This window comes from Geomonas anaerohicana, assembly GCF_016458305.1.
In the GTDB taxonomy this organism is placed as follows: Bacteria; Desulfobacterota; Desulfuromonadia; order Geobacterales; family Geobacteraceae; genus Geomonas; species Geomonas anaerohicana.
This window is the reverse complement of the sequence record NZ_JAEMHL010000003.1, coordinates 546856-565914: the sequence shown is the minus strand read 5'-3', so window position 1 is coordinate 565914 and position 19059 is coordinate 546856. Positions and strand designations below refer to the sequence as shown.

Genomic DNA, 19059 nt, shown 5'->3' with positions numbered 1-19059 from the left:
GCCCCTGCTTTTACCGCTTCTAAAGGAGGCTCCAATGGCGAAGCCGGATTGGTACGACACGACAGACTGCGACACACACGACGCTGGGGCTCCCAAGTTTTGCAAGAAGTCCGAACCGGGTGAGGGGACGGAACGAAGCTGCGCCTATGACGGCGCGCGCGTGGTCCTCATGCCCATCACCGACGTCATCCACCTGGTGCACGGCCCCATCGCCTGCGCCGGCAATTCCTGGGACAACCGCGGGGCACGCTCCTCGGATTCCCAGATCTACCGCCGCGGCTTCACCACGGAGATGCTGCAAAACGACGTGATCTTCGGCGGCGAGAAGAAGCTGTACCGCGCCATCCAGGAACTGGCGGCGCGCTATCCGGAGGCAAATGCGATCTTCGTCTATGCCACCTGCGTTACTTCCATGACCGGCGACGATATCGAGGCCGTCTGCAATGCCGCCAGGGATAAGGTGAACATCCCGGTGATCCCGGTCAACACGCCCGGCTTCATCGGCGACAAGAACATCGGCAACCGTCTTGCGGGCGAAACCCTTTTCAAATACGTGATCGGGACCGCCGAGCCGGAGTACACCACGGACTACGACATCAACCTGATCGGCGAATACAACATCGCCGGCGACCTGTGGGGGATGCTGCCGCTCTTTGATCGACTAGGGATTCGCGTTCTTTCCTGCATCAGTGGTGACTCCAAGTTCGAGGACCTGCGCTACGCACACCGCGCCAAGCTGAACGTCATCGTCTGTTCCAAGAGCCTGACCAACCTCGCCAAGAAGATGCAGAAGAACTACGGCATCCCGTACCTCGAGGAATCCTTCTACGGCATGACCGACGTGGCCAAGGCGCTACGGGACATCGCGCGCGAGTTGGACGACCGGGTGAACGGCCTGGAAAAGCGGGTGATGCAGGATCGCGTGGAGAAGCTCATAACCGAATGCGAGGCTGCCTGCCGCGCCGAACTTGCTCCCTACCGGGCCCGCTTGGAAGGGAAGAGGGCGGTGCTCTTCACCGGCGGAGTAAAGACCTGGTCCATGGTCAACGCGCTTGCCGAGTTGGGCGTCGAGATCCTTGCCGCCGGGACCCAGAACTCCACCCTGGAGGACTTCTACCGGATGAAGGCGCTGATGCACGAGGATGCCTCCATCATCTCCGACACCAGCACGGCGGGCCTGCTCTCGGTCATGTACGACAAGCTCCCCGACCTGATCGTGGCGGGCGGCAAGACCAAGTTCCTCGCCCTGAAGACCAAGACCCCGTTCCTTGATATCAACCACGGCCGCTCGCATCCCTATGCCGGATACGCCGGTATGGTCACCTTCGCCAAGCAGCTCGACTTGACGGTGAACAACCCGATCTGGCCTGCTCTCAATGGCAAAGCCCCCTGGGAGAAGGATGCCGCTGCGCTGGAAGCGGATCTGGCCGTAACAGCGGGGCACGCGGCTGCGTTTGCGGCCATCGAGATGAAAGGTTCACGGGTCAAGGTGCCCACCAAGAACGCGACGGTGAACCCGCAGAAGAACTCACCGGCGCTGGGCGCGACGCTGGCCTATCTCGGCATCGACGGCATGCTGGGCCTCTTGCACGGCGCCCAGGGGTGTTCCACCTTCATCAGGCTGCAACTCTCCCGGCACTTCAAGGAGTCCATTGCGCTCAACTCGACCAGCATGAGCGAGGATGCCGCCATCTTCGGCGGTTGGGAGAACGTGAAGATCGGCCTGAACCGGGTCATGGAGAAATTCAAGCCCGACGTAGTCGGGGTCATGACCACCGGCCTGACCGAAACCATGGGCGACGACGTGAGAAGCGCGATCGTGCAGTTCAGAGAAGCCCACCCCGAACACGATGACATCCCCGTTATCCACGCTTCCACCCCGGATTACTGCGGCTCGATGCAGGAAGGTTATGCCGCCGCAGTCGAAGCGATCGTCGCAACCGTGCCGGAAGGAGGCATCTCAATACCTGGGCAGGTAAGTATCCTACCCGGGTGCCAGTTAACTCCCGCCGAGATCGAAGAAATTGCGGAGATCTGCCGTGGTTTCGGCCTTGATCCGGTGGTGATTCCCGACATATCCAATGCCCTGGACGGCCATATCGATGCCACAGTTTCGGCCCTGTCCACCGGAGGGGTCAGCATCGAGCGGATCAAGTCCGCGGGAAGAAGCGTCGCCACCATGTACTTTGGTGATTCGCTGGCCGACGCCGCCACCATTCTCAAAGAAAGGTTCGGCATCCCGAGCTACGGCTTCACCTCGATCACCGGCCTTGTCGAGTCAGATCATTTGATGACCACGCTCTCTGCGATTGCCGGCAGGCCGATTCCGGATAAGTTCCGACGCTGGAGAAGCCGCCTCATGGATGCCATGGTGGACTGCCACTACCAGTTCGGCCAGAAGAAGATCGCGCTCGCCCTGGAGGCGGATCATCTGAAGGGGATGACCACTTTCCTCGCCGGGCTCGGCTGCGACATCCAGGTTGCCATTGCGGCTACCAGGACCCGGGGACTTGACCAATTACCGGTTGAGAACCTGTTCGTCGGGGATCTCGAAGACCTGGAACGGACTGCGGCTGGAGCCGATCTGCTGGTCGCCAACTCCAACGGGAGGCAGGCCGCGAAAAAACTGGGAATCGGCGCCCATCTGCGGACGGGAATGCCTGTATTCGACCGACTCGGAGCGCATCACAAGATGTGGGTAGGCTATCGGGGGACGCTGAACCTTATATTCGAAGTGGCCAACATTTTCCAAGCCAACGCCAAGGAAGCTCAGAAACTAGCGCACAACTGAGAAACAGATAAAGACAAAGGTTAAGACTAAGGGGACTGCTTCTACTTTGTCTTTCCTGGTTCCCAAACTCCAGCCTGGGAACCCCATACGGTGCAAAGCTCCAGGTATGTATCCGAGGGAAGCTGGAGCTTCTGAAAGGCTTTGCGTTCCCAAGGCGGACCTTGGGAACGAGATCAAACTATTAACTGCCTTTCTTGACCTTAGCCTCAACCTTAACCTCGCTTTTAAGGAGACCACGCTATGAAAATCGCTTTTACCACCAGGACCGGCGAGACCATCGACATGCACTTTGGCCAGGCTGAGTTCTTCCATATCTGGGAGGTGGGGCCGGATGAGGCGCATTACGTCCAGACCGTCACCGTGAGCGAGTACGGTAGCGATGAAGAAGATCGCATCGCCGCCCGCGCCAACCTGCTCTCCGATTGCGCCATCGTCTATACCATGCAGATTGGTGGTCCGGCCGCGGCCAAACTGGTGGCCAAACGGATCCACCCTATGAAGACCAACGTCGAGGTGGGGCTCAAGGAATCTATCGAGAAGATGCAGGAAGTGTTGAGGGGAAACCCGCCCCCCTGGCTGCGCAAGGCAATGAACAAGGACCAGGTGAGTTCTTTCCTGGACGAGGACTAGCCTCCACACCCCTGGGCGAGTACTAGCCTCCCCCGGAGGGGGGAGGTTGGAGGGGGGAAGCTTGGTGTTGCGCGGACAGCGTCCCCCTCCCTGGCCCTCCCCCTCCTGAGGAGGGAACAAGACCGAGAGACTCTGCTTAACATTAATTCGATGCATTAACTATCGGCTGATAACTGACTTACAAAAGGAGAATCACCATGGCTTACATCACCGGTTTGACCAAGAGCAAGAAAGAATGGACCCCTGAATTCATCGTTGCCATCGACGACGAAACCTGCATCGGTTGCGGCCGCTGTTACAAGGTCTGCGCCCACGACGTATTGTCGTTTGAGGAACTGGACGAGGACGATTCGGCCAAGATGTTCATGAAAGTCGACAACCCCGGCAACTGCATCGGCTGTGGTGCCTGCGGCCGGACCTGCTCCAAGAAGTGCTTTAGCTTCGCACCGGTGGAGGCGTAGAGCCACCTTTGATCCCGAGAGCGCGGGGTGTTCCCCCTCGCCCTCAGGGAGAGGGGCAGGGGTGAGGGCGGTGCCGCCACCGACCTTGATGGCTAAAGGCAACTCCCTCACCCGCCCTCCGGGCACCCTCTCCCGGGGGGGGAGAGGGGAGTTCAGGGTAAGACAAAATTGGAGGTCCCTATGTTATTCGCAGTAGCGTCTAAAGATGGCAAAGAAATTAACCAGCACTTCGGGCACGTGGAGCGCTTTCTCATCTACCAGGTGGAGGATGATGTGGTCACTTTCCTGGAGGAACGGCCCGTTGAGAAATACTGCCGGTTCGACCCAGACCACCCACTGCGCGCCCACACGCTCAAAGACACCGCCGACGCTCTCCAGGGGTGCCGCGCCGTGGTCTGTTCGATGATAGGTGAAGCTCCCAAGATGGAGCTCGACCGCCTGGGCGTAGAACCGTACGTCGTGGAAGGCGAAATAGAACCTGTCCTGCGGGGTCTAGCGAAGGTGCTGTAGAAGCTGCCCGTGAACGGACCTTTTTCATCTAAACCTCAGTCTTGATCTCAATCTGCTTTTTAGTGGTGATTCAATGGAGAATTCATTCAACCACTGCAACCTCCCACCCTGGGTAATCGCTTCCCGCCATTTCAACGACAACCCGCAGCCCCTGGAAATACAGGGGGTACGCGCCGTTAACCGCTTCCTGTTCGACAAACTGGACGGCATTGCATCTCATGAGGAGCGTGCCTCTGTCTTCAACGACTACATGTCGGTGAAGTTCCAGTTGCACCAATGGCAGCAGGAGACCGCGACGGCGCGCAAGAGCCTCAAAAACAGCTACCTTCGCTTCCTACGGGGATGGATGATGGACTCCAACTCTGTGGAAGGAGCGGTTCTGAAGGGTTGGGTGGAAAGCAGGATGGGACTCGCGCCAACCTTTCACAACATGCGCGTATCCGGCATCCACGACGAAAACTACCTGCAGTATGCTGTGGACCGTACCAAGGGGAGCGCACGCACTTCGGCAATCAATTCCCAACTCGACCTCCTGTACGAATACTCCCAGTACGAGCTTGCCAAGAGATATCCCGACCGCAAGCACCTCACCCTGTTCCGTGGCACCTTCGACAGGTCCGAGTATGATGTCCTCGAGACGATCTCCAAAAGGGAAGATATCGTTCGACTCAACAACCTCAACTCGTTCACGACCGACGAGGAACGTGCCTGGGAGTTCGGTTTTGTCGTGTGGCAGGTGCAGGTTCCGCTGGCGAAGGTATTCTTCTACAGCGAATTGCTGCCCAACTCGATCCTGAAGGGTGAGGGGGAATGCCTTGTAATCGGTGGAGAGTACCGCGTCAAACGGCTTATGTGTACCGTTTAGCTCAGTTGAAGCTCCGTAGCGATAGCCTATGCATCGTGCCCCTCACTCGTCAATTTGGAGCGAACCCGTTATCAATCACTCAACAAGTCAACAGTTCCATCCGAGCAACTCGGTAGTTCCGTCCTTCAACCCGGTAGTTCCGTCCAATAATTCGATAGTTCCTCCCAGCAATTCGATAGTTCCGCCCAGCAATTCGATAGTTCCGTCCATCAACTAGGTAGTTCCGTACAACAACTCGATAGTTCCCTCCAACAACTTGATAGTTCAGTCCAACAACTTGATAGTTCAGTCCAACAACTCGATAGTTCCGTCCGACAACTCATCAATCGCCGCGCTACAACCTCTGCACCAGCGGCGACAACCGCAACAGTTGTTCGGCCAAGTCTGAGATTTCGGCGACCAACTCCTTTGACACCTTCTTCCGCCATCTGGACGGAATTCCCTCTTCACCATAATAAGCTCCTGCAATGGCACCTGCTATCGCACCGGTCGTGTCTGCGTCGCCTCCCTGGTTGACGGTCTCGACGACGCACCCTTCGAACGAGCGCGACCGGAAGAAGCAGTGGAAGACCGTCTGCATCGTATCCACCACGTAGCCGGTGGCCAACCCTTTGTATGGATCAAAGGCAAAGGAGGGGTGCATGGAGATCAGTTGGTCCGCCTCGCGGCGCAGTTGCAGCATGGAGCGCCCGGTAAGTGCTAGGTGCAGCAATCGTCCAAGGTATATGGAGGCGGCATCGGAGTAGGGATGGTTGTGGGTAAGATGGGCCTGTTCAAGGGTGAGGCGTTCCAGTAAGAGATGGTCCCCAACGGTGCACAGGGCGACGGGTAATGTCCTCATGGCTGCGCCGTTGCCGCCGTCCCATTCGTTGGGCGGTGTCTCCAGCATGCCGCGCAGCATGTAATTCCGGATGCCGCGCCGGCAGGTGTCACCGACATCGACAGGTTTGGACTTGAGCCACCCCGCGAGGTGCTCAGCCGCCGCCTGCAGGTCCCATCTTCCTGCCTTGACGGTTGCACGCGCCAGACAAAGAGACATCTCGGTATCATCAGTGACCTGCCCGGGTTTCAATCGAAGCCAGCCGCCTCCTACCATTTCCTTCAGAACGCCGTACTTATCTTTTATTTCACCGCGCGTCATGAACTCGACCGGAGCCCCAAGCGCATCACCAACAGCAAGGCCGAGGAATGCACCGCGGGCCCGGCTGATAACGTCTCTATGTCCCGAAGAAATGGCCATAGGGATGATGCTGCAATATCCAATCCGTACTTTAGTGGTGCCTCGATCACTGTTGCAAGGCCTCTTGGTACGCCTGTTTTTGCCTTGCGACACCCGAGCAGGAGTGAAGGTCTACTGCCGCGACGTTAGGCATTGCCCAAAAAATAGACGAGGGTAGGTGACGTGTGACAGAGCAACCCAGAAACGACACGGCCGCGTCGCCATCGCTTCCGGCGATGCTGCCGTCATGTGCGCGACAGAATAATTATAGTCATGGCTCTTGGCTAAACCTCCAATTCTGCGCGCTTTTAGGCAAAGTCTTCACGCAAGCCATTATCACCCTGCAAACCGAGGTCATACCGTAGACAGCACCGCACCATACCTGTGGCACGCTAAATGCTCTTACAAGGATAAGGTACAACGATGTATCTGACAGTGACGGCAACGATGCCCGGCGGATTGAGATCCGACCGGGCATTTTCTTTTTCAGGCCAAGCCTGAACGGGTCAAGGAGGATACCATGGCAACCTCGTGCGAGAAGATGAAGAAAATCCAGGGACACCCCTGCTTCGGCGGCAACCACCACAAAAACGGAAGGATGCACCTGGCAGTCGCCCCGAAGTGCAACATCAAGTGCGGCTACTGCACCAGGCGCCACGATTGTGCCAACGAATCGCGACCCGGCGTGACCAGCCGGCTGCTCTCACCGGAAGAGGCGATCGTCAGGGTACGGGAGGTAATGGCCAGTCCGGTCACCGGGCCGATCATCAAGGTCATCGGCATTGCCGGTCCCGGTGACCCCCTTTTTAACGACGAGACCTTCGAGACCTTCCAACTGGTGGACCGTGAATTTCCCGAACTCATCAAGTGCATGAGCACCAACGGCCTCCTGCTGCCGGACAAGATGCCGATCCTCAAGGCACTGGGGCTGCACAGCCTCACCGTCACCTTGAACACCCTCGATCCGGTCATCGGCGGCAAGATCTACTCATACGTGCACTACCGGGGTACGACGTATAGCGGCAGTGAAGCGGGGGAGATCCTGGTGCGCAACCAGCTGGAAGGTATCCGCCAGGCCGCAGAACTCGGGATGACCATCAAGATCAACACGGTGCTCATCCCGGGAGTCAACGACTCCCAGATACCGCTCATCTCGAAGCAGGTCAAGGAGTTGGGGGCGTTCGTGATGAACATCATGCCGCTCATCCCGCAGGCGGATTTCGCACACATCGAGCCGCCTTCTGCCGACCGCCTGGACGCGTTGCGCCGCGATAACGAGAAGACGATCGGGCAGTTCAAGCATTGCAAGCAGTGCCGCGCCGACGCTGTCGGCCTGATCGGGGAGAACCTGCAATTGGCCGTGACAACGGCCCGATGAGATGCTGAGCCAGTTTAACAGCTCACATATCGAGGCGTTCCTCCAGTTGGCCCGGGCAGAAGGGTGGGTGTGCGGGAAATGGGAGATGGACTTCCTGCTGCAGACGTTTCCGCAAGGATGCTTAGTGAAACGCGACGGGAATGAGGTGGTGGGGTACATCACGTCGCTGCGCCACCACAAAAGCGGCTGGATCGGGAATCTACTGGTTACGCCACAGGCGCGCAGAGGGGGTATCGGCACCGAGTTGATGCAGGGGGCCTTGCATGCGTTGCTCGATGCCGGCGTAGAGACGGTCTGGCTGACGGCTTCAGCAAAAGGGGTGGAGTTGTACAAGAAGCTCGGCTTCATCGCCGTCGACAGCGTCAACCGCTGGGTAGGGGAGGGGAGCGGGAGCGCGCGCTGGGCCACGTCGAACTGGTATGACCCTGATCTGCTACGTCGCGTGGACAGTTCCGGGTGGGGTGACCGGCGTGATGCACTTTTGACCATCACCAGCGGCCGCGGCCAGGTCATCTGCGGCAATCACTCCTTTCTGTGCGTTCAGCATTGGCCCCACGGGACACAGCTCGGTCCCTGGGGGGGACTCCTGGAAGGACAGGCCGCACCGATGTTCGAGCTCGCCCTGGCTGCGGCCGGCCGATCCGTTTTTCTTGATGTTCCCGCCGGCAACGTCACTGCGGCAGCCTTACTCACGCGTAACGGTTTTTCGATCAGGGGGAGCAACACACTCATGTACCTCGGTGTGAGGCCTAAGTATGCGCCACAGAAGGTGTTTGCATTGGCCAGTATGGGCAGCATGGGGTAGGGAAGCAGGTTCCAGGCAAAACGATACAGCAATAAACCAATAAGCCGGTAAGTACGAGTAGAAGGGGTCGATAAGGAGGGCGCATGTTAGTTGTTGCCTGCATAAAGCAGGTTCCGGATACCACCCAGGTACAGATAGATCCCGTCACCAATACTCTTATCAGGGATGGCATACCATTCATCATCAATCCCTATGACAGCCACGCGTTGGAAGAGAGTTTGCGGCTCAAGGACAGTCATGGCTTTACGGCCGTTGCCCTTTCCATGGGGCCGCCCAACGCGGAGGCAACGCTCAGAAAAGCACTGGCCCTGGGTGTAGACCGCAGCATCCTCCTTTCTGACCGCGTCTTTGGCGGTGCCGACACGCTCTCCACCAGTAACGTTATTGCAGCGGCCATCAAAAAGCTGGGCGAACAGAAGGAAGTGGGGATCGTCTTCTGCGGCAAGCAGACCATAGACGGCGACACCGCCCAGGTTGGTCCAGGCATCGCGGTGCGGCTGGGGTATTCCCAACTGACGCTGGTGGACAGGATCGAGAAGATCGACCTGGTACAGAAGACCGTCGTGGTGCGACGCAAACTGGAGGGGCGCTACGAGATCGTCGAGGCGCGCTTGCCTGCGATGATAACCGTGGTGCGCGAATTGAATCGACCGCGCTACCCGACGGTGCCCATGCGGCTTTCTTCTGCCAAGGCGCAGGTGGAGTGCTGGAGCAACGAGCAACTGCAGTTGGATGTGAACAGCGTGGGGCTCAAGGGCTCTCCGACCTGGGTGAGCCGCATCTTCTCACCAGAGCGCAAGGAAGGAGAGATCATCGGCGACGGCATGAACGACCCGGTGGGGGCGGCGAACCTGCTGCTGGACCGGTTGATCGACAGCGACATGCTGGCGGTGTAGGCAATTCTTGTCGGACCTGTCCGACACAATTCAACAAAATAGGTGCCTCATGACTGAACCACAAAAACCAAAGAAACCGCGCGGCAAGGCACGGGTCATTACCGGCAAATGCATCGCCTGCGGTGCGCGCTGCCAAAGCGTCTGCCCCGTCAATGGCGTAGAGATGAGCGAGCAGGGCGAACCGATCATCGAGGCGGCAAAATGCATCGGCTGCGTGAAGTGCGTCAAAGCCTGCCCGGCAGGCGCTCTTGAAATGTTCTACACCCCGGAGGAACTGGCCATCATCGCCAGCTTCGAGAAACACGGCGGCGAAGAGGTGGACGAAGAAGAGCTGGAACGCCGCCGCATGATCGCGGCGTACAAGGGGGTCTGGGTCTTCATCGAGCACAATGACGGAGAAGCAGCCAAGGTTTCCTGGGAGTTGACCGGAGTGGGGCGTGAACTTGCCGACCAGCTCGGGGTGCCTCTATCGGCCGTGATCATCGGTAGCGGTGTCGAGCACCTCGCGGACCTTGCCTTCAGTTACGGCGCGGAACAGGCGTACCTGGTCAACGACCCGGTATTCCGCCAGTATCGAACCGAGCCGTTCCTGGAGGCGATGTGCCACCTGATCGACCAGCACAAGCCGGAGGTGGTGCTGATGGGCGCGACGGGGATGGGGCGCGACCTGGCGGGCGCGGTCGCAACGCGGGTGAAGACCGGTCTCACTGCAGACTGCACGGGGCTTGGCATCGACGTAAAAGGCAACCTCATGCAGACCCGCCCCGCATTCGGCGGCAACATAATGGCCACCATCATGTGTGACCGCTTTCGACCGCAGATGGCGACGGTGCGTCCGCACGTGATGCCCATGCCGCAGCAGAAAAGCGGCAGGACCGGCGCGGTCATCCACGAGAGTTGCACCATTTCGGAAGCCTCCATCTTCACGCGCGTGCTGGAGGTGATAACGGAAAAGGGCGCCAAGGACAAGGTGGACGTGGCCGGTGCCGAGTTCATCGTCTCGGGCGGGCGCGGGCTGATGGCCAAGGATAACTTTGCCATGCTGGAGGAATTGGCCGAGGAATTGGGAGGGGTGGTCGGCGGGTCGCGCAGCGCCGTGGACGCCGGCTGGCTGCCGCAGGACCGGCAGGTCGGGCAGACCGGCAAAACGGTGCGGCCCAAGATCTACATCGCCTGCGGTATCTCCGGCGCCATTCAGCACCTGGTGGGGATGCAGGATTCCGACGTGATCATTGCCATCAACCGCGACCCCGAGGCTCCTATCTTCGAGGTTGCCACCTACGGCATCGTCGGGGACCTGTTCCAGGTGGTGCCCGCGCTGACCGCGCGGGTGAAGGAGATGAAACAAAGGACAGCTGCTTGAAAACCTAAAAGCTGATACGCGAAGAACGCTGAGTATCAGCGAAGCTCGCCAAGGATTGAACCAAGCACTGCACGCGGCCTGACGTTCCCCCCTTGAGAAAGGGGGACAGGGGGGATTTGCCTCTCCCCGACCAACAGCAAATCATCAACCAACAGCAAATCCCCCTAAATCCCCCTTCGCAAAGGGGGACTTCGCGACGCACTTTGCTAAGGGGCGCAGCAGAAGGGACTGGCTCCCGTTAGGTGCCTGTCCCTCTAGCGGAACGCTTCTTTCAGCTCAGCCAGCTTCCCAAGGCTAAGGGGGACTGGCACCTTGCGGAGCCAGTCCCCTCCCGGCATCAAATGGAGTCTTGAATGAATCAAACCCTTTTTACCGCTTTGCTTACCGTTTCCCTGGCCACCTTTGCCTTCAGCTGCTTCCGCAGGCTGTCCCTCGTCACTGTCGGCAGGAGCGAGAACCGCTTCGACCGCCCGGTCGACCGCCTGAAAGAGATGCTGGTGTATGCGATCGGGCAGAAGAGGGTGGTAAGCCGTCCCTTCGGACTGAACCACGGCATCATCTTCTGGGCTTTTTTGGTGCTGGCGCTGGCCAACCTTGAATTCCTGCTATCCGGCCTTATCCCGGCGGTCTCTTTTGCGCTGCTTCCGGCTCCCCTGCACGGCGCGCTGCTGTTCCTGTTCGACCTCTGTTCCCTGGCCACCCTGCTGGCGGTGACAACAGCAGCGGTGCGCCGCACGGTCAACCCGCCCTTCGACGGGGCCCGCACCTTCGAGGCCTATCTCATCCTCTCTATGATCGCGGCCCTCATGCTGGCCTACTTCGGGCTGAACGGAGTACGCATCGCGCAGGGGATGCTGCCGCAGACTTCAGCCACACCGGTGTCGAACCTGGTCGCAGGTCTCGTCAAAACCACGCCCGCAGCGGCGCACCTGGAGACAGCGGGCAACGTCTTTTGGTGGATCCACGCGGTGGTACTCCTTGGATTCATGAACTTTCTTCCCTACAGTAAACATATGCACATACTTACCGCCATACCCAATGTCTTCCTGCGCAGCTTGGACAAGTGCTCTACCCAGGAGCGCGAGACCTTCCTGGAAGGGAACAGCTTTGGAGCGGCAACAGTGGAGCGGCTGTCATGGAAGGATCTGCTCGATTCCTTTTCCTGCACGGAATGCGGTCGTTGCCAGCAATCCTGTCCCGCGGCCAGCACAGGTAAGCTGCTCAACCCGCGCGAGGTCATCCACGCCATCAAGGAGAATCTGCTGCAAAACGGCGCAGTCATGGAAAAGATTTCCGGCGACATCGAGGCCGAGCGCGAGATCTCGTTGATCGGCAACGGGAAGGGGGGGAGTACCGAGGAGGCCGCGCTCTGGAGTTGCACCTCGTGCGGCGCCTGCATGGAGGTTTGCCCGGTCTTCATCGAGCACCTCCCCAAGATCGTCAAGATGCGTCGGCACCTGGTGCAGATGGAAGCCCGTTTCCCGGAGGAGTTGCTGAACCTCTTCGAGAACATGGAGCAGCGCTCCAACCCGTGGGGCATGGCGCCGTCGGAACGGAGCAAGTGGAGCTCGCAGTTGAACCTGCGCCCGTTCGAGGCGGGTGTGACGGAGTATCTTTTGTTCGTCGGCTGCTCCGGCGCCTTCGATGCCCGCAACAAGCAGGTTTCGGTGGCTCTGACGCGCGTGCTGGACGCGGCGGGCGTGTCCTACGGGGTATTGGGCAAGGAGGAAAAGTGTTGCGGTGACAGCGTTCGGCGCCTGGGCAACGAGTACCTGTTCGACCAGATGGCGATAGAGAACGTGCAGCAGTTCCTGGCACGGGGTGTCACCAAGATAATCACCCAGTGCCCGCACTGCTTCACGACGCTGAAGAACGACTACCGCCAGTACGGCCTGGAACTGGAGGTGGTACACCACAGCGAGTTGATCAACCAGTTGCTCACGTCAGGCAGGCTTGAGACAACCGGCAATGCGGAGATAGGACGCGTTGTGTTCCATGACTCCTGCTATTTAGGCCGGCACAACGACGTCTATGATGCTCCGCGCCAGGTGCTGGAGATGACTACCGGGCGGAAAGTGTGGGAGATGGGGCGCAACAGGGAGAACGCCTTCTGCTGCGGGGCCGGGGGAGGGCGCATGTGGCTCGAGGAGCACGAAGGGACACCTATCAACCGCAACCGGGTGCAGGAGGCGCTGGCGCAGCAACCAGAGACTGTCTGCGTCAGCTGTCCCTTCTGCATGACCATGTTCGAGGATGGTATCAAGGACGTGCCCGGGACCACGACCCAGGTCAGGGACATTGCGGAAGTGGTAGCGCTCTCCCTGCAGCCGTCCCTTCTTCCTCCAGCCACGTCATAAGCGAATACGCCTGCTCCTCGTTCATGTGGAGGGTGGAATAGAGGTACTCGACTTCGGTTTCCGGGTGCACGAGTTTGCGGATGTCCGAGTATTGCGGTGAGTTGAGAACCCGGACGATGCAGGGGTGGAGGGTAGCGGCAGGGATGCCGTAAACCTGGCTGGTGAAAAGGCTCACCCTGGTCGGCCTGGGGTAAATCCGCGATTCTTCCCGCACCGTATCCACGATGGTGCTGCAGGCGTCGGTAACGGCAGAGCGAACCAGCAAACCGGCGTATTTCTCGGTGATATGGGCGTCGCAATAAAGGTAAAGCTCGCCGCTGAAGGCGGAGACCGTCTTGATGTCCCGGTACTGGACCTGGGCCTGCATCTCGTTGAGCAGCGAACAGATCTTTACCGGCTTGATGTCGGGGACCAGCGCAAACATGCTGCTAAGCGGAGTTAGTGCGGTGAGTACCCTGGAATCACGGCGGATTTTTTCGGCCAAGGCATGCTTAACCTCTTCCAGCTCTCCCTTGGCGGCGGCGTCTTCGGAGCTCATGTAGTCCTGGGAATACAGAAACAGTTGGCCGGAAGGGGTTATCAGTGTGCGGATGTCACTGGCGAGGGCACCTGCTGAAATTGCGTCCATCACCCCATGTTGCAACTCACCAGGCAGTCCTTTGGCAAGTACGGTCAGGATGCGGGAGGAGGTCAGTGCGCCATATCTCTTCGAGTTGCGCCTGACATTGTGAATAAGCTTTGCCTTAACCTCTGCGATCTGCGCGGTCATGCCAGTCCGATGGAAAGTCTCTGCGGCAGCTCTTTGGCTGTGGTCTGAGTGGAATCCCTCGTGCATTGTCAGTAGCACCTCGCTTAAAGCATTAGAATACATTCACAGCGTCTATAATAAACGACAAATGCATCGTGTAAACAGTGTGGTTAATTTTTTTTCATACCCGCCGCAAATCCCTGCCCATCCGTGGCTCAGCCCACCAGACCCGAAACATTAACAAAACACCCGCTTGACATTAATCTGCACTAATATATTATTGGTTCCCGCTGAAATCTGAAGATTCTGACGAAGGAGGTCGGCGTGGAATATTCAGGATTTATGCTGTTGCTGGGTGGGGTGCTGCCTTGTCTCGGGCTTGGGCTGTTCTGCTATCTCTTGAAGCTCCTCCTGGACTTCAAGGGGGAGACTCTCGAACCGGAAGAACCACAGTACGTGCGCGAGATAAACAGAAAGTTGAATCTCAACAACGTTGAGACAGAGCGGGACCTGTACTGAGGTTGCCAAGACGGTTGCACCGGGCTGCTTTCTGCTGTTAAACTGCCGCGCAATCAACCGCCCCCAACGGGGCTTGCGGCGGTGCCATGCCTCGTAGCCATCTCTTCCAAATCGTCTTTCTCTTCTTCGTATCGGCAACTGCCGCGTTCGGCGGTGCTCTCGAGGACTGCCAGGAATTCACCACCTATGGCGTGCCCGGGCAAAGCGGCGACCTGCTCTGCCGCAAAGGCTTCCTGCTGAGCCACGACGCGCAAAAAAAGACGCCGCTTTGGGTAGTAGAAAGGATGACCAGGGAACGGTTGCAGGCGAAACTGAAGCGCTCCGACAACTTCCGTCCCGATGTCGATCTCCCCAAGGGGCAGCGCGCCGAACTCTCCGACTACCGCGGGTCTGGTTACGATCGCGGCCACATGGCGCCCGCAGCAGACATGGCGTGGGACGAACAGGCGATGTCCGAGAGTTTTTATCTTTCCAACATGGTGCCCCAAGCGGGCGCCGGGATGAATCGGGGTATCTGGGCCGAGTTGGAAGGGAAGGTGCGCAGGTGGGTGGAACAGCGGGGAGAACTTTTTATCTACAGCGGGCCGATCTACCCGAAAGGGAGTGTGAAGACCATCGGCCGCAACCATGTAGCGGTGCCGTCAGCCCTGTACAAAGTCATCCTCGACCCGGCCCGGCACGAGGCGCTGGCGCTGATCATGCCGAACCAGGCTCTGGAGACCGAGGACATGCCCAGGTACCTGGTGCCGGTGCGCGAGGTGGAAAGGCAGACCGGCCTGGATTTTTTTGCGACTCTCCCGAAGGAAGAGCAGGACCGGATCGAGACGCGGACGCCGACTGCACTGTGGCAATAAGTTAAACTACTGCTTCAGGCTTTGACGGATAAACTCTGCCGCATCCGCCTTGAGCTGGGCCAGCGATTCCGTCTCCAGGTACATCATGTGCCCGGAGCGATACCGCTTGACCGAGACGTTGCGCCGCAGTTCCGTCCCCAGTCCCATATGCGCCACGGTGTAGTCGGTGGCGAAGTGGGGGGTGGCCAGGTCGAAGAGGCCCGAGGCGACCATGACCTTCAGGTAAGGGTTCTTTACCATCGCGTCACGCAGGTTCTCGCTGGTGTCGGCGTAGCTGTTCTTGGCCTCCCAGTCCCAGCGGCCGATGCCGCCTCCCAGCACGAAGTACTCCAAGTCGGATTGGTAGCCAAGTTCCTCCCTCAGGTACGCGTTGACGGCACTGGTAAAGGGAGGACGGATGTTAGCCACGGTCGCATCGAAACCGAGGTGTTTGCCCGGTTCCGGATTCTCCGCGTTGAACCTGCTGTCCATCAAGCCGACTACGCGTCCCTCGCTGCGCAACAACTCCCTTGCGAAGTCCCGGTTGTCGACCCTGAGGTTCCTGTTCTCTACCAGTTCGATACTGAGTCCAGTGAATCGCGCCATTTTCGCCGCTATTGCCTTGCGCTCCGCCGCAGTCAGGCGATCCCCCTGGTTCAGCGCCCGGAGGTACTCCGTTGCCGCCCACTGCTCTGCCTGCGCCAGGGTTCGCCCCAGGTCCGCCTGCAACTCCGGGTCGAGTTTATGGTGATACCAGGCCGTGGCCGTGTAACTGGGAAGGAAAAGCTGGTAGGGGAGATCGTTGCCGTAATCGAAGGTTATGGTCTGCATGTTGAGGACGCTGGAGACCAGGATCACGCCGTTCAGTGCCACGCCGTGTTCCACCAGGTGCTCGGCCAGGCCGGCACAGCGGAAGGTGCCGTAGCTCTCACCGACCAGGTAGATGGGGACGTCCCAGCGTCCGTTGCGTGTCAGGTAGAGCCTGATGAAACGCCCAAGCGAGTCTATATCCGCCTGCACCGCTGAGAACTTCTTGGCGAGTTCGGGTTTGGCGGCGCGGCTGTAGCCTGTGCCGACAGGATCGACGAATACGAGATCGGCGACATCGAGCCAACTGGAGGCATTGTCGACCAGGTGGAAGGGGGGCGCCGGCATGCTCCCGTCCGGCATCATCTGCACGCGCCTGGGCCCCAGCGCGCCGAGGTGCAACCAGACGGACGCGGCGCCGGGACCGCCGTTGAACACGAAGAGCAGGGGGCGTGGTTTCGCGCTGGCAGCCTGCGGCACGCTGTAAGAGACGTAGAAGATGTCGGCCTCGGTATCCCCCGCCTCATTTTGCACCGGCAGCGTACCGGCGCAGGCCTGGTACGAGATTTCTTTGCCGCCGATGAGCGCCTTATGAGTGGTTACCACGGCTCTTGCCGGTGCTGATGGCTTATTCTGCGTTTCCTGATGCTCTGCGCCTTGCGGCTTGCTCTCGGGTGGCGCGGCCGTGGCAGAAGCCGGTATGTGAGCCAAGGCAAAAAGTAAAACTGGAACCATCAGTAGTGACCTGAACAAGTATCTCCCCCCTTTGCTGCCAATTCCAATCACGACACCAACGATACTATGTCACAAAAAAAAGCACCCTGCCAATAAGCAAGGTGCTTTTTTGATCCCGGGGCGCTTGTATCAATAGGCAACGTAGGGGCCGGTCCCGAGTGGCGACGCCTCTCCTTCGATGCCGAAGGCGACGCTGCGCCCCATGAAGAAGGGGAGTCCCCAGTCGAAACCGAAGCCGGATTGCCCGCCTAGGTCGCTGAAAACGCGATTGGAGCTGCTCACCAGGGTATTGAAGTTGGAGATCCGGAAACTGACCGTGGAGGAGGGGGAGTTGGTGGCACTCACGTTGGTCGCCAGCAGGGTTCGGGTCACCGGCGGACAGTACCAGTCGGTATTGGGCGAGGCGCATACCGGGAGCACGCTCGGGTCGGCATTGGGGAAGAATAAGCCGTTGGAACCGGTGTCGGCAAAGCCGTTGGTGCTAATCCCGTTGAAGACGGTCTTGAAGTCGCCGGTGTTGTCGGTCTTGAGAACGACCGGACCGGACAGGGAATTGTTGGTGCTGGTGCCTATTCCAAGGATTACGGATCCATCGACTGAAGGCACCCCGCCGACCGGCACAGGCGGCAGACTTACTATCAGGCCGTTGTTGTCCACCGGAAGCGCCGCGACCGGGTTCTGCACCTGGTCTGCGAGCGGAACCGTCGTTCCGACACAAGTGGTCCCGTTGCAACTGTAATAGACGCCGTTGTTCGCGGCAACGGCACAGCCGGCACCGCAATCCTCCTTGAACACGCCGACCCCCAGGATGCCGGCGAAACCGGAGGAGACCGGGGTAGGATCGGCGTTGACGCAGGGGAGGGGGAGCGACCCGAAGCTGGAATTTATGACCTGGATCGGCACCGAGACGACCGGTTCATTGCCCAGTTTCACCATCGCGGTGCGGATCGGGCCCCAAAGCGAGCTGCCGTCGGCAAACTGGACGCAACCGGTCAGTGAACCGGCACCGCTGGCAACCGGCGGCAGGGTCAGGTTGGGGATCGCCTGCTGAAAGACACGCAGGCCATAGCTGCCGGTATCGAGCAGAATATCATTTACCGTCTGGCAGGCCGAGAGGTCAGGGTTGCAGATAGTGACGCTCACGCAGGCTTTGTTGAGGTAACTTCCGGCTGAACAAAGCGAGCCGTTGACGGTTAGCGGCATCACGTTGGCGGCAGGATTCGACGCCGGCGTAGTGGTGACAATCGTGCTGGCAGTCACCGTTCCCAAGGTTGCCGTTACCGTCGTGGTGCCAACCGACAGCGCGGTAACCGTCCCCTTGGTCCCTGCTACATTGCTTATGGTTGCTATCCCCGCCGTGGAGGAGGTCCAGGAAACCAGGTTGGTAATGTCCCGGCTGCTGTTGTCTGAATAGGTGCCGGTGGCGGTGAACCGCCCGGTCGTGCCGACGGGGATGGTGGCATTGACAGGGGCTACCGAGATTGAGGTGAGTGCAGGTCCCTTGCTCCCTCCGCCGCCGCACCCCACCAGACCCATGAGCACCGCCACCATGGCCAGGACTGCCGATAGCCTAACGGATCTCATCGACGCTCACTCCTTCGGGCAGGAGTTCGGGAAGATAGGCCCGCCCTTGCAGGTTACGCATGTGTCCCCAGGTTTCCACCACCAACCGCTCCGTCGTCACCTTCGCACCCCGGCGCCCCGGCTCACGCACGGCGCGGGAACGTGCCTTGCTGTAGTCCTGGTGGTAATTGCCCAGCAGCGCCTGCAAATCCGGGTGCACCAGACCGTTCCAGGCTACCGCGAAGACGATACCCGAAGGGGTCACGTACTCACGCACCGTGGTGGCCGTGGTCCCCGAGGCGAAGGACTGGACCCGGTACTTGGCCCGGACCGATGATTTCTGGAGCACGCCGGAAAACTTCCTGGTGTCCCTGGCGATGGTATCGGCCGGTTCTCCCAGGGTAGCTGCCGCAACCCCGTACCGGCAGGCGATGAACAGCGCCAGACAAAGCGAAATAAGCCAAAGTCGTAGCATCATCGTTGTCCCCTGTGCCGCTCAGAAATTGGTCCTTCCCAGAAACAAGGTGACAGTCTACCAACGTTTGTAAGTTTGTCTTAGATTTTGTTAATTTTTTTGAC

Annotated in this window: 17 protein-coding genes; 12 read left to right on the top strand and 5 right to left on the bottom strand. The window is 59.3% G+C overall.

The genetic code is table 11. From position 1 onward, the window contains the following. Positions 1–34: 34 nt before the first annotated feature. From JFN91_RS08805 to JFN91_RS08785, 5 genes are all read left to right on the top strand, one after another. Entirely contained in the window at positions 35–2791 is a 2757-nt protein-coding gene (locus JFN91_RS08805) for a bifunctional nitrogenase iron-molybdenum cofactor biosynthesis protein NifEN (protein WP_199388824.1), read from the top strand. 240 nt (positions 2792–3031) lie between these two features. Next, positions 3032–3421: a nitrogen fixation protein NifX gene (nifX, locus tag JFN91_RS08800; RefSeq protein ID WP_199388823.1), complete on the top strand. Its 390-nt coding sequence runs from the start codon at positions 3032–3034 to the stop codon at positions 3419–3421. Positions 3422–3618: 197 nt separating this feature from the next. Then, positions 3619–3882, top strand: a complete 264-nt coding sequence (fdxB, locus tag JFN91_RS08795) for a ferredoxin III, nif-specific (RefSeq protein ID WP_199388822.1) — start codon at positions 3619–3621, stop codon at positions 3880–3882. Between the two features lie 180 nt (positions 3883–4062). Continuing rightward, positions 4063–4392: a NifB/NifX family molybdenum-iron cluster-binding protein gene (locus tag JFN91_RS08790; RefSeq protein WP_199388821.1), complete on the top strand. Its 330-nt coding sequence runs from the start codon at positions 4063–4065 to the stop codon at positions 4390–4392. Between the two features lie 73 nt (positions 4393–4465). Continuing rightward, the gene (locus JFN91_RS08785) at positions 4466–5257 is read left to right on the top strand and encodes an NAD(+)--dinitrogen-reductase ADP-D-ribosyltransferase (protein WP_199388820.1); all 792 of its coding nucleotides are present in this window, start codon (positions 4466–4468) and stop codon (positions 5255–5257) included. 334 nt (positions 5258–5591) lie between these two features. Here JFN91_RS08785 and draG read toward each other — a convergent pair whose 3' ends face one another. Further along, positions 5592–6497 (bottom strand): ADP-ribosyl-[dinitrogen reductase] hydrolase, encoded by a 906-nt coding sequence (gene draG / locus JFN91_RS08780; RefSeq protein WP_199388819.1) that lies wholly within the window; start codon positions 6495–6497, stop codon positions 5592–5594. Between the two features lie 499 nt (positions 6498–6996). Between draG and JFN91_RS08775 the strand changes: the two genes are divergently transcribed. From JFN91_RS08775 to JFN91_RS08755, 5 genes are all read left to right on the top strand, one after another. After that, the gene (locus JFN91_RS08775; protein ID WP_199388818.1) at positions 6997–7854 is read left to right on the top strand and encodes a radical SAM protein; all 858 of its coding nucleotides are present in this window, start codon (positions 6997–6999) and stop codon (positions 7852–7854) included. Between the two features lie 85 nt (positions 7855–7939). After that, complete coding sequence (locus tag JFN91_RS08770) at positions 7940–8659, top strand: GNAT family N-acetyltransferase (RefSeq protein WP_236015038.1); 720 nt, start codon at positions 7940–7942, stop codon at positions 8657–8659. Between the two features lie 83 nt (positions 8660–8742). Continuing rightward, the gene (locus JFN91_RS08765; protein ID WP_199388816.1) at positions 8743–9555 is read left to right on the top strand and encodes an electron transfer flavoprotein subunit beta/FixA family protein; all 813 of its coding nucleotides are present in this window, start codon (positions 8743–8745) and stop codon (positions 9553–9555) included. Positions 9556–9604: 49 nt separating this feature from the next. Further along, positions 9605–10918 (top strand): electron transfer flavoprotein subunit alpha, encoded by a 1314-nt coding sequence (locus JFN91_RS08760; RefSeq protein ID WP_199388815.1) that lies wholly within the window; start codon positions 9605–9607, stop codon positions 10916–10918. A 353-nt stretch (positions 10919–11271) separates the two neighbouring features. After that, positions 11272–13275, top strand: a complete 2004-nt coding sequence (locus tag JFN91_RS08755; protein WP_199388814.1) for a (Fe-S)-binding protein — start codon at positions 11272–11274, stop codon at positions 13273–13275. Here the strand turns inward: JFN91_RS08755 and JFN91_RS08750 are convergent. Next, complete coding sequence (locus JFN91_RS08750) at positions 13208–14044, bottom strand: hypothetical protein (protein WP_199388813.1); 837 nt, start codon at positions 14042–14044, stop codon at positions 13208–13210. The genes JFN91_RS08755 and JFN91_RS08750 overlap by 68 nt on opposite strands. 303 nt (positions 14045–14347) lie before the next feature. Here JFN91_RS08750 and JFN91_RS08745 point away from each other — a divergent pair, with 303 nt between their 5' ends. Continuing rightward, on the top strand, positions 14348–14542 hold the full coding sequence (locus tag JFN91_RS08745; protein ID WP_199388812.1) for a hypothetical protein: 195 nt from the start codon (positions 14348–14350) through the stop codon (positions 14540–14542). A gap of 86 nt (positions 14543–14628) precedes the next feature. Further along, on the top strand, positions 14629–15396 hold the full coding sequence (locus JFN91_RS08740) for a DNA/RNA non-specific endonuclease (RefSeq protein WP_236015037.1): 768 nt from the start codon (positions 14629–14631) through the stop codon (positions 15394–15396). Between the two features lie 6 nt (positions 15397–15402). On the opposite strand, the gene JFN91_RS08735 is transcribed toward JFN91_RS08740, so the two are convergent. The 3 genes from JFN91_RS08735 to JFN91_RS08725 all read right to left on the bottom strand — a co-directional run bounded on the left by JFN91_RS08735 (position 15403) and on the right by JFN91_RS08725 (position 18958). Continuing rightward, positions 15403–16788, bottom strand: coding sequence for a S10 family peptidase (locus tag JFN91_RS08735; protein ID WP_328746416.1), 1386 nt, complete (start codon positions 16786–16788; stop codon positions 15403–15405). 258 nt (positions 16789–17046) lie between these two features. Further along, positions 17047–18501 (bottom strand): DUF3443 family protein, encoded by a 1455-nt coding sequence (locus JFN91_RS08730; protein ID WP_199388811.1) that lies wholly within the window; start codon positions 18499–18501, stop codon positions 17047–17049. Continuing rightward, entirely contained in the window at positions 18488–18958 is a 471-nt protein-coding gene (locus JFN91_RS08725) for a DUF2844 domain-containing protein (protein WP_199388810.1), read from the bottom strand. The genes JFN91_RS08730 and JFN91_RS08725 overlap by 14 nt, the downstream gene beginning before the upstream one ends. Positions 18959–19059: the final 101 nt, after the last annotated feature.

Coding starts and splice junctions, on each gene's coding strand:
- JFN91_RS08805 (WP_199388824.1), top strand. CDS start 35: ATGGCGAAGCCGGATTGGTACGACACGACAGACTGCGACACACACGAC.
- nifX (WP_199388823.1), top strand. CDS start 3,032: ATGAAAATCGCTTTTACCACCAGGACCGGCGAGACCATCGACATGCAC.
- fdxB (WP_199388822.1), top strand. CDS start 3,619: ATGGCTTACATCACCGGTTTGACCAAGAGCAAGAAAGAATGGACCCCT.
- JFN91_RS08790 (WP_199388821.1), top strand. CDS start 4,063: ATGTTATTCGCAGTAGCGTCTAAAGATGGCAAAGAAATTAACCAGCAC.
- JFN91_RS08785 (WP_199388820.1), top strand. CDS start 4,466: ATGGAGAATTCATTCAACCACTGCAACCTCCCACCCTGGGTAATCGCT.
- draG (WP_199388819.1), bottom strand. CDS start 6,497: ATGGCCATTTCTTCGGGACATAGAGACGTTATCAGCCGGGCCCGCGGT.
- JFN91_RS08775 (WP_199388818.1), top strand. CDS start 6,997: ATGGCAACCTCGTGCGAGAAGATGAAGAAAATCCAGGGACACCCCTGC.
- JFN91_RS08770 (WP_236015038.1), top strand. CDS start 7,940: ATGGACTTCCTGCTGCAGACGTTTCCGCAAGGATGCTTAGTGAAACGC.
- JFN91_RS08765 (WP_199388816.1), top strand. CDS start 8,743: ATGTTAGTTGTTGCCTGCATAAAGCAGGTTCCGGATACCACCCAGGTA.
- JFN91_RS08760 (WP_199388815.1), top strand. CDS start 9,605: ATGACTGAACCACAAAAACCAAAGAAACCGCGCGGCAAGGCACGGGTC.
- JFN91_RS08755 (WP_199388814.1), top strand. CDS start 11,272: ATGAATCAAACCCTTTTTACCGCTTTGCTTACCGTTTCCCTGGCCACC.
- JFN91_RS08750 (WP_199388813.1), bottom strand. CDS start 14,044: ATGACCGCGCAGATCGCAGAGGTTAAGGCAAAGCTTATTCACAATGTC.
- JFN91_RS08740 (WP_236015037.1), top strand. CDS start 14,629: ATGCCTCGTAGCCATCTCTTCCAAATCGTCTTTCTCTTCTTCGTATCG.
- JFN91_RS08730 (WP_199388811.1), bottom strand. CDS start 18,501: ATGAGATCCGTTAGGCTATCGGCAGTCCTGGCCATGGTGGCGGTGCTC.
- JFN91_RS08725 (WP_199388810.1), bottom strand. CDS start 18,958: ATGATGCTACGACTTTGGCTTATTTCGCTTTGTCTGGCGCTGTTCATC.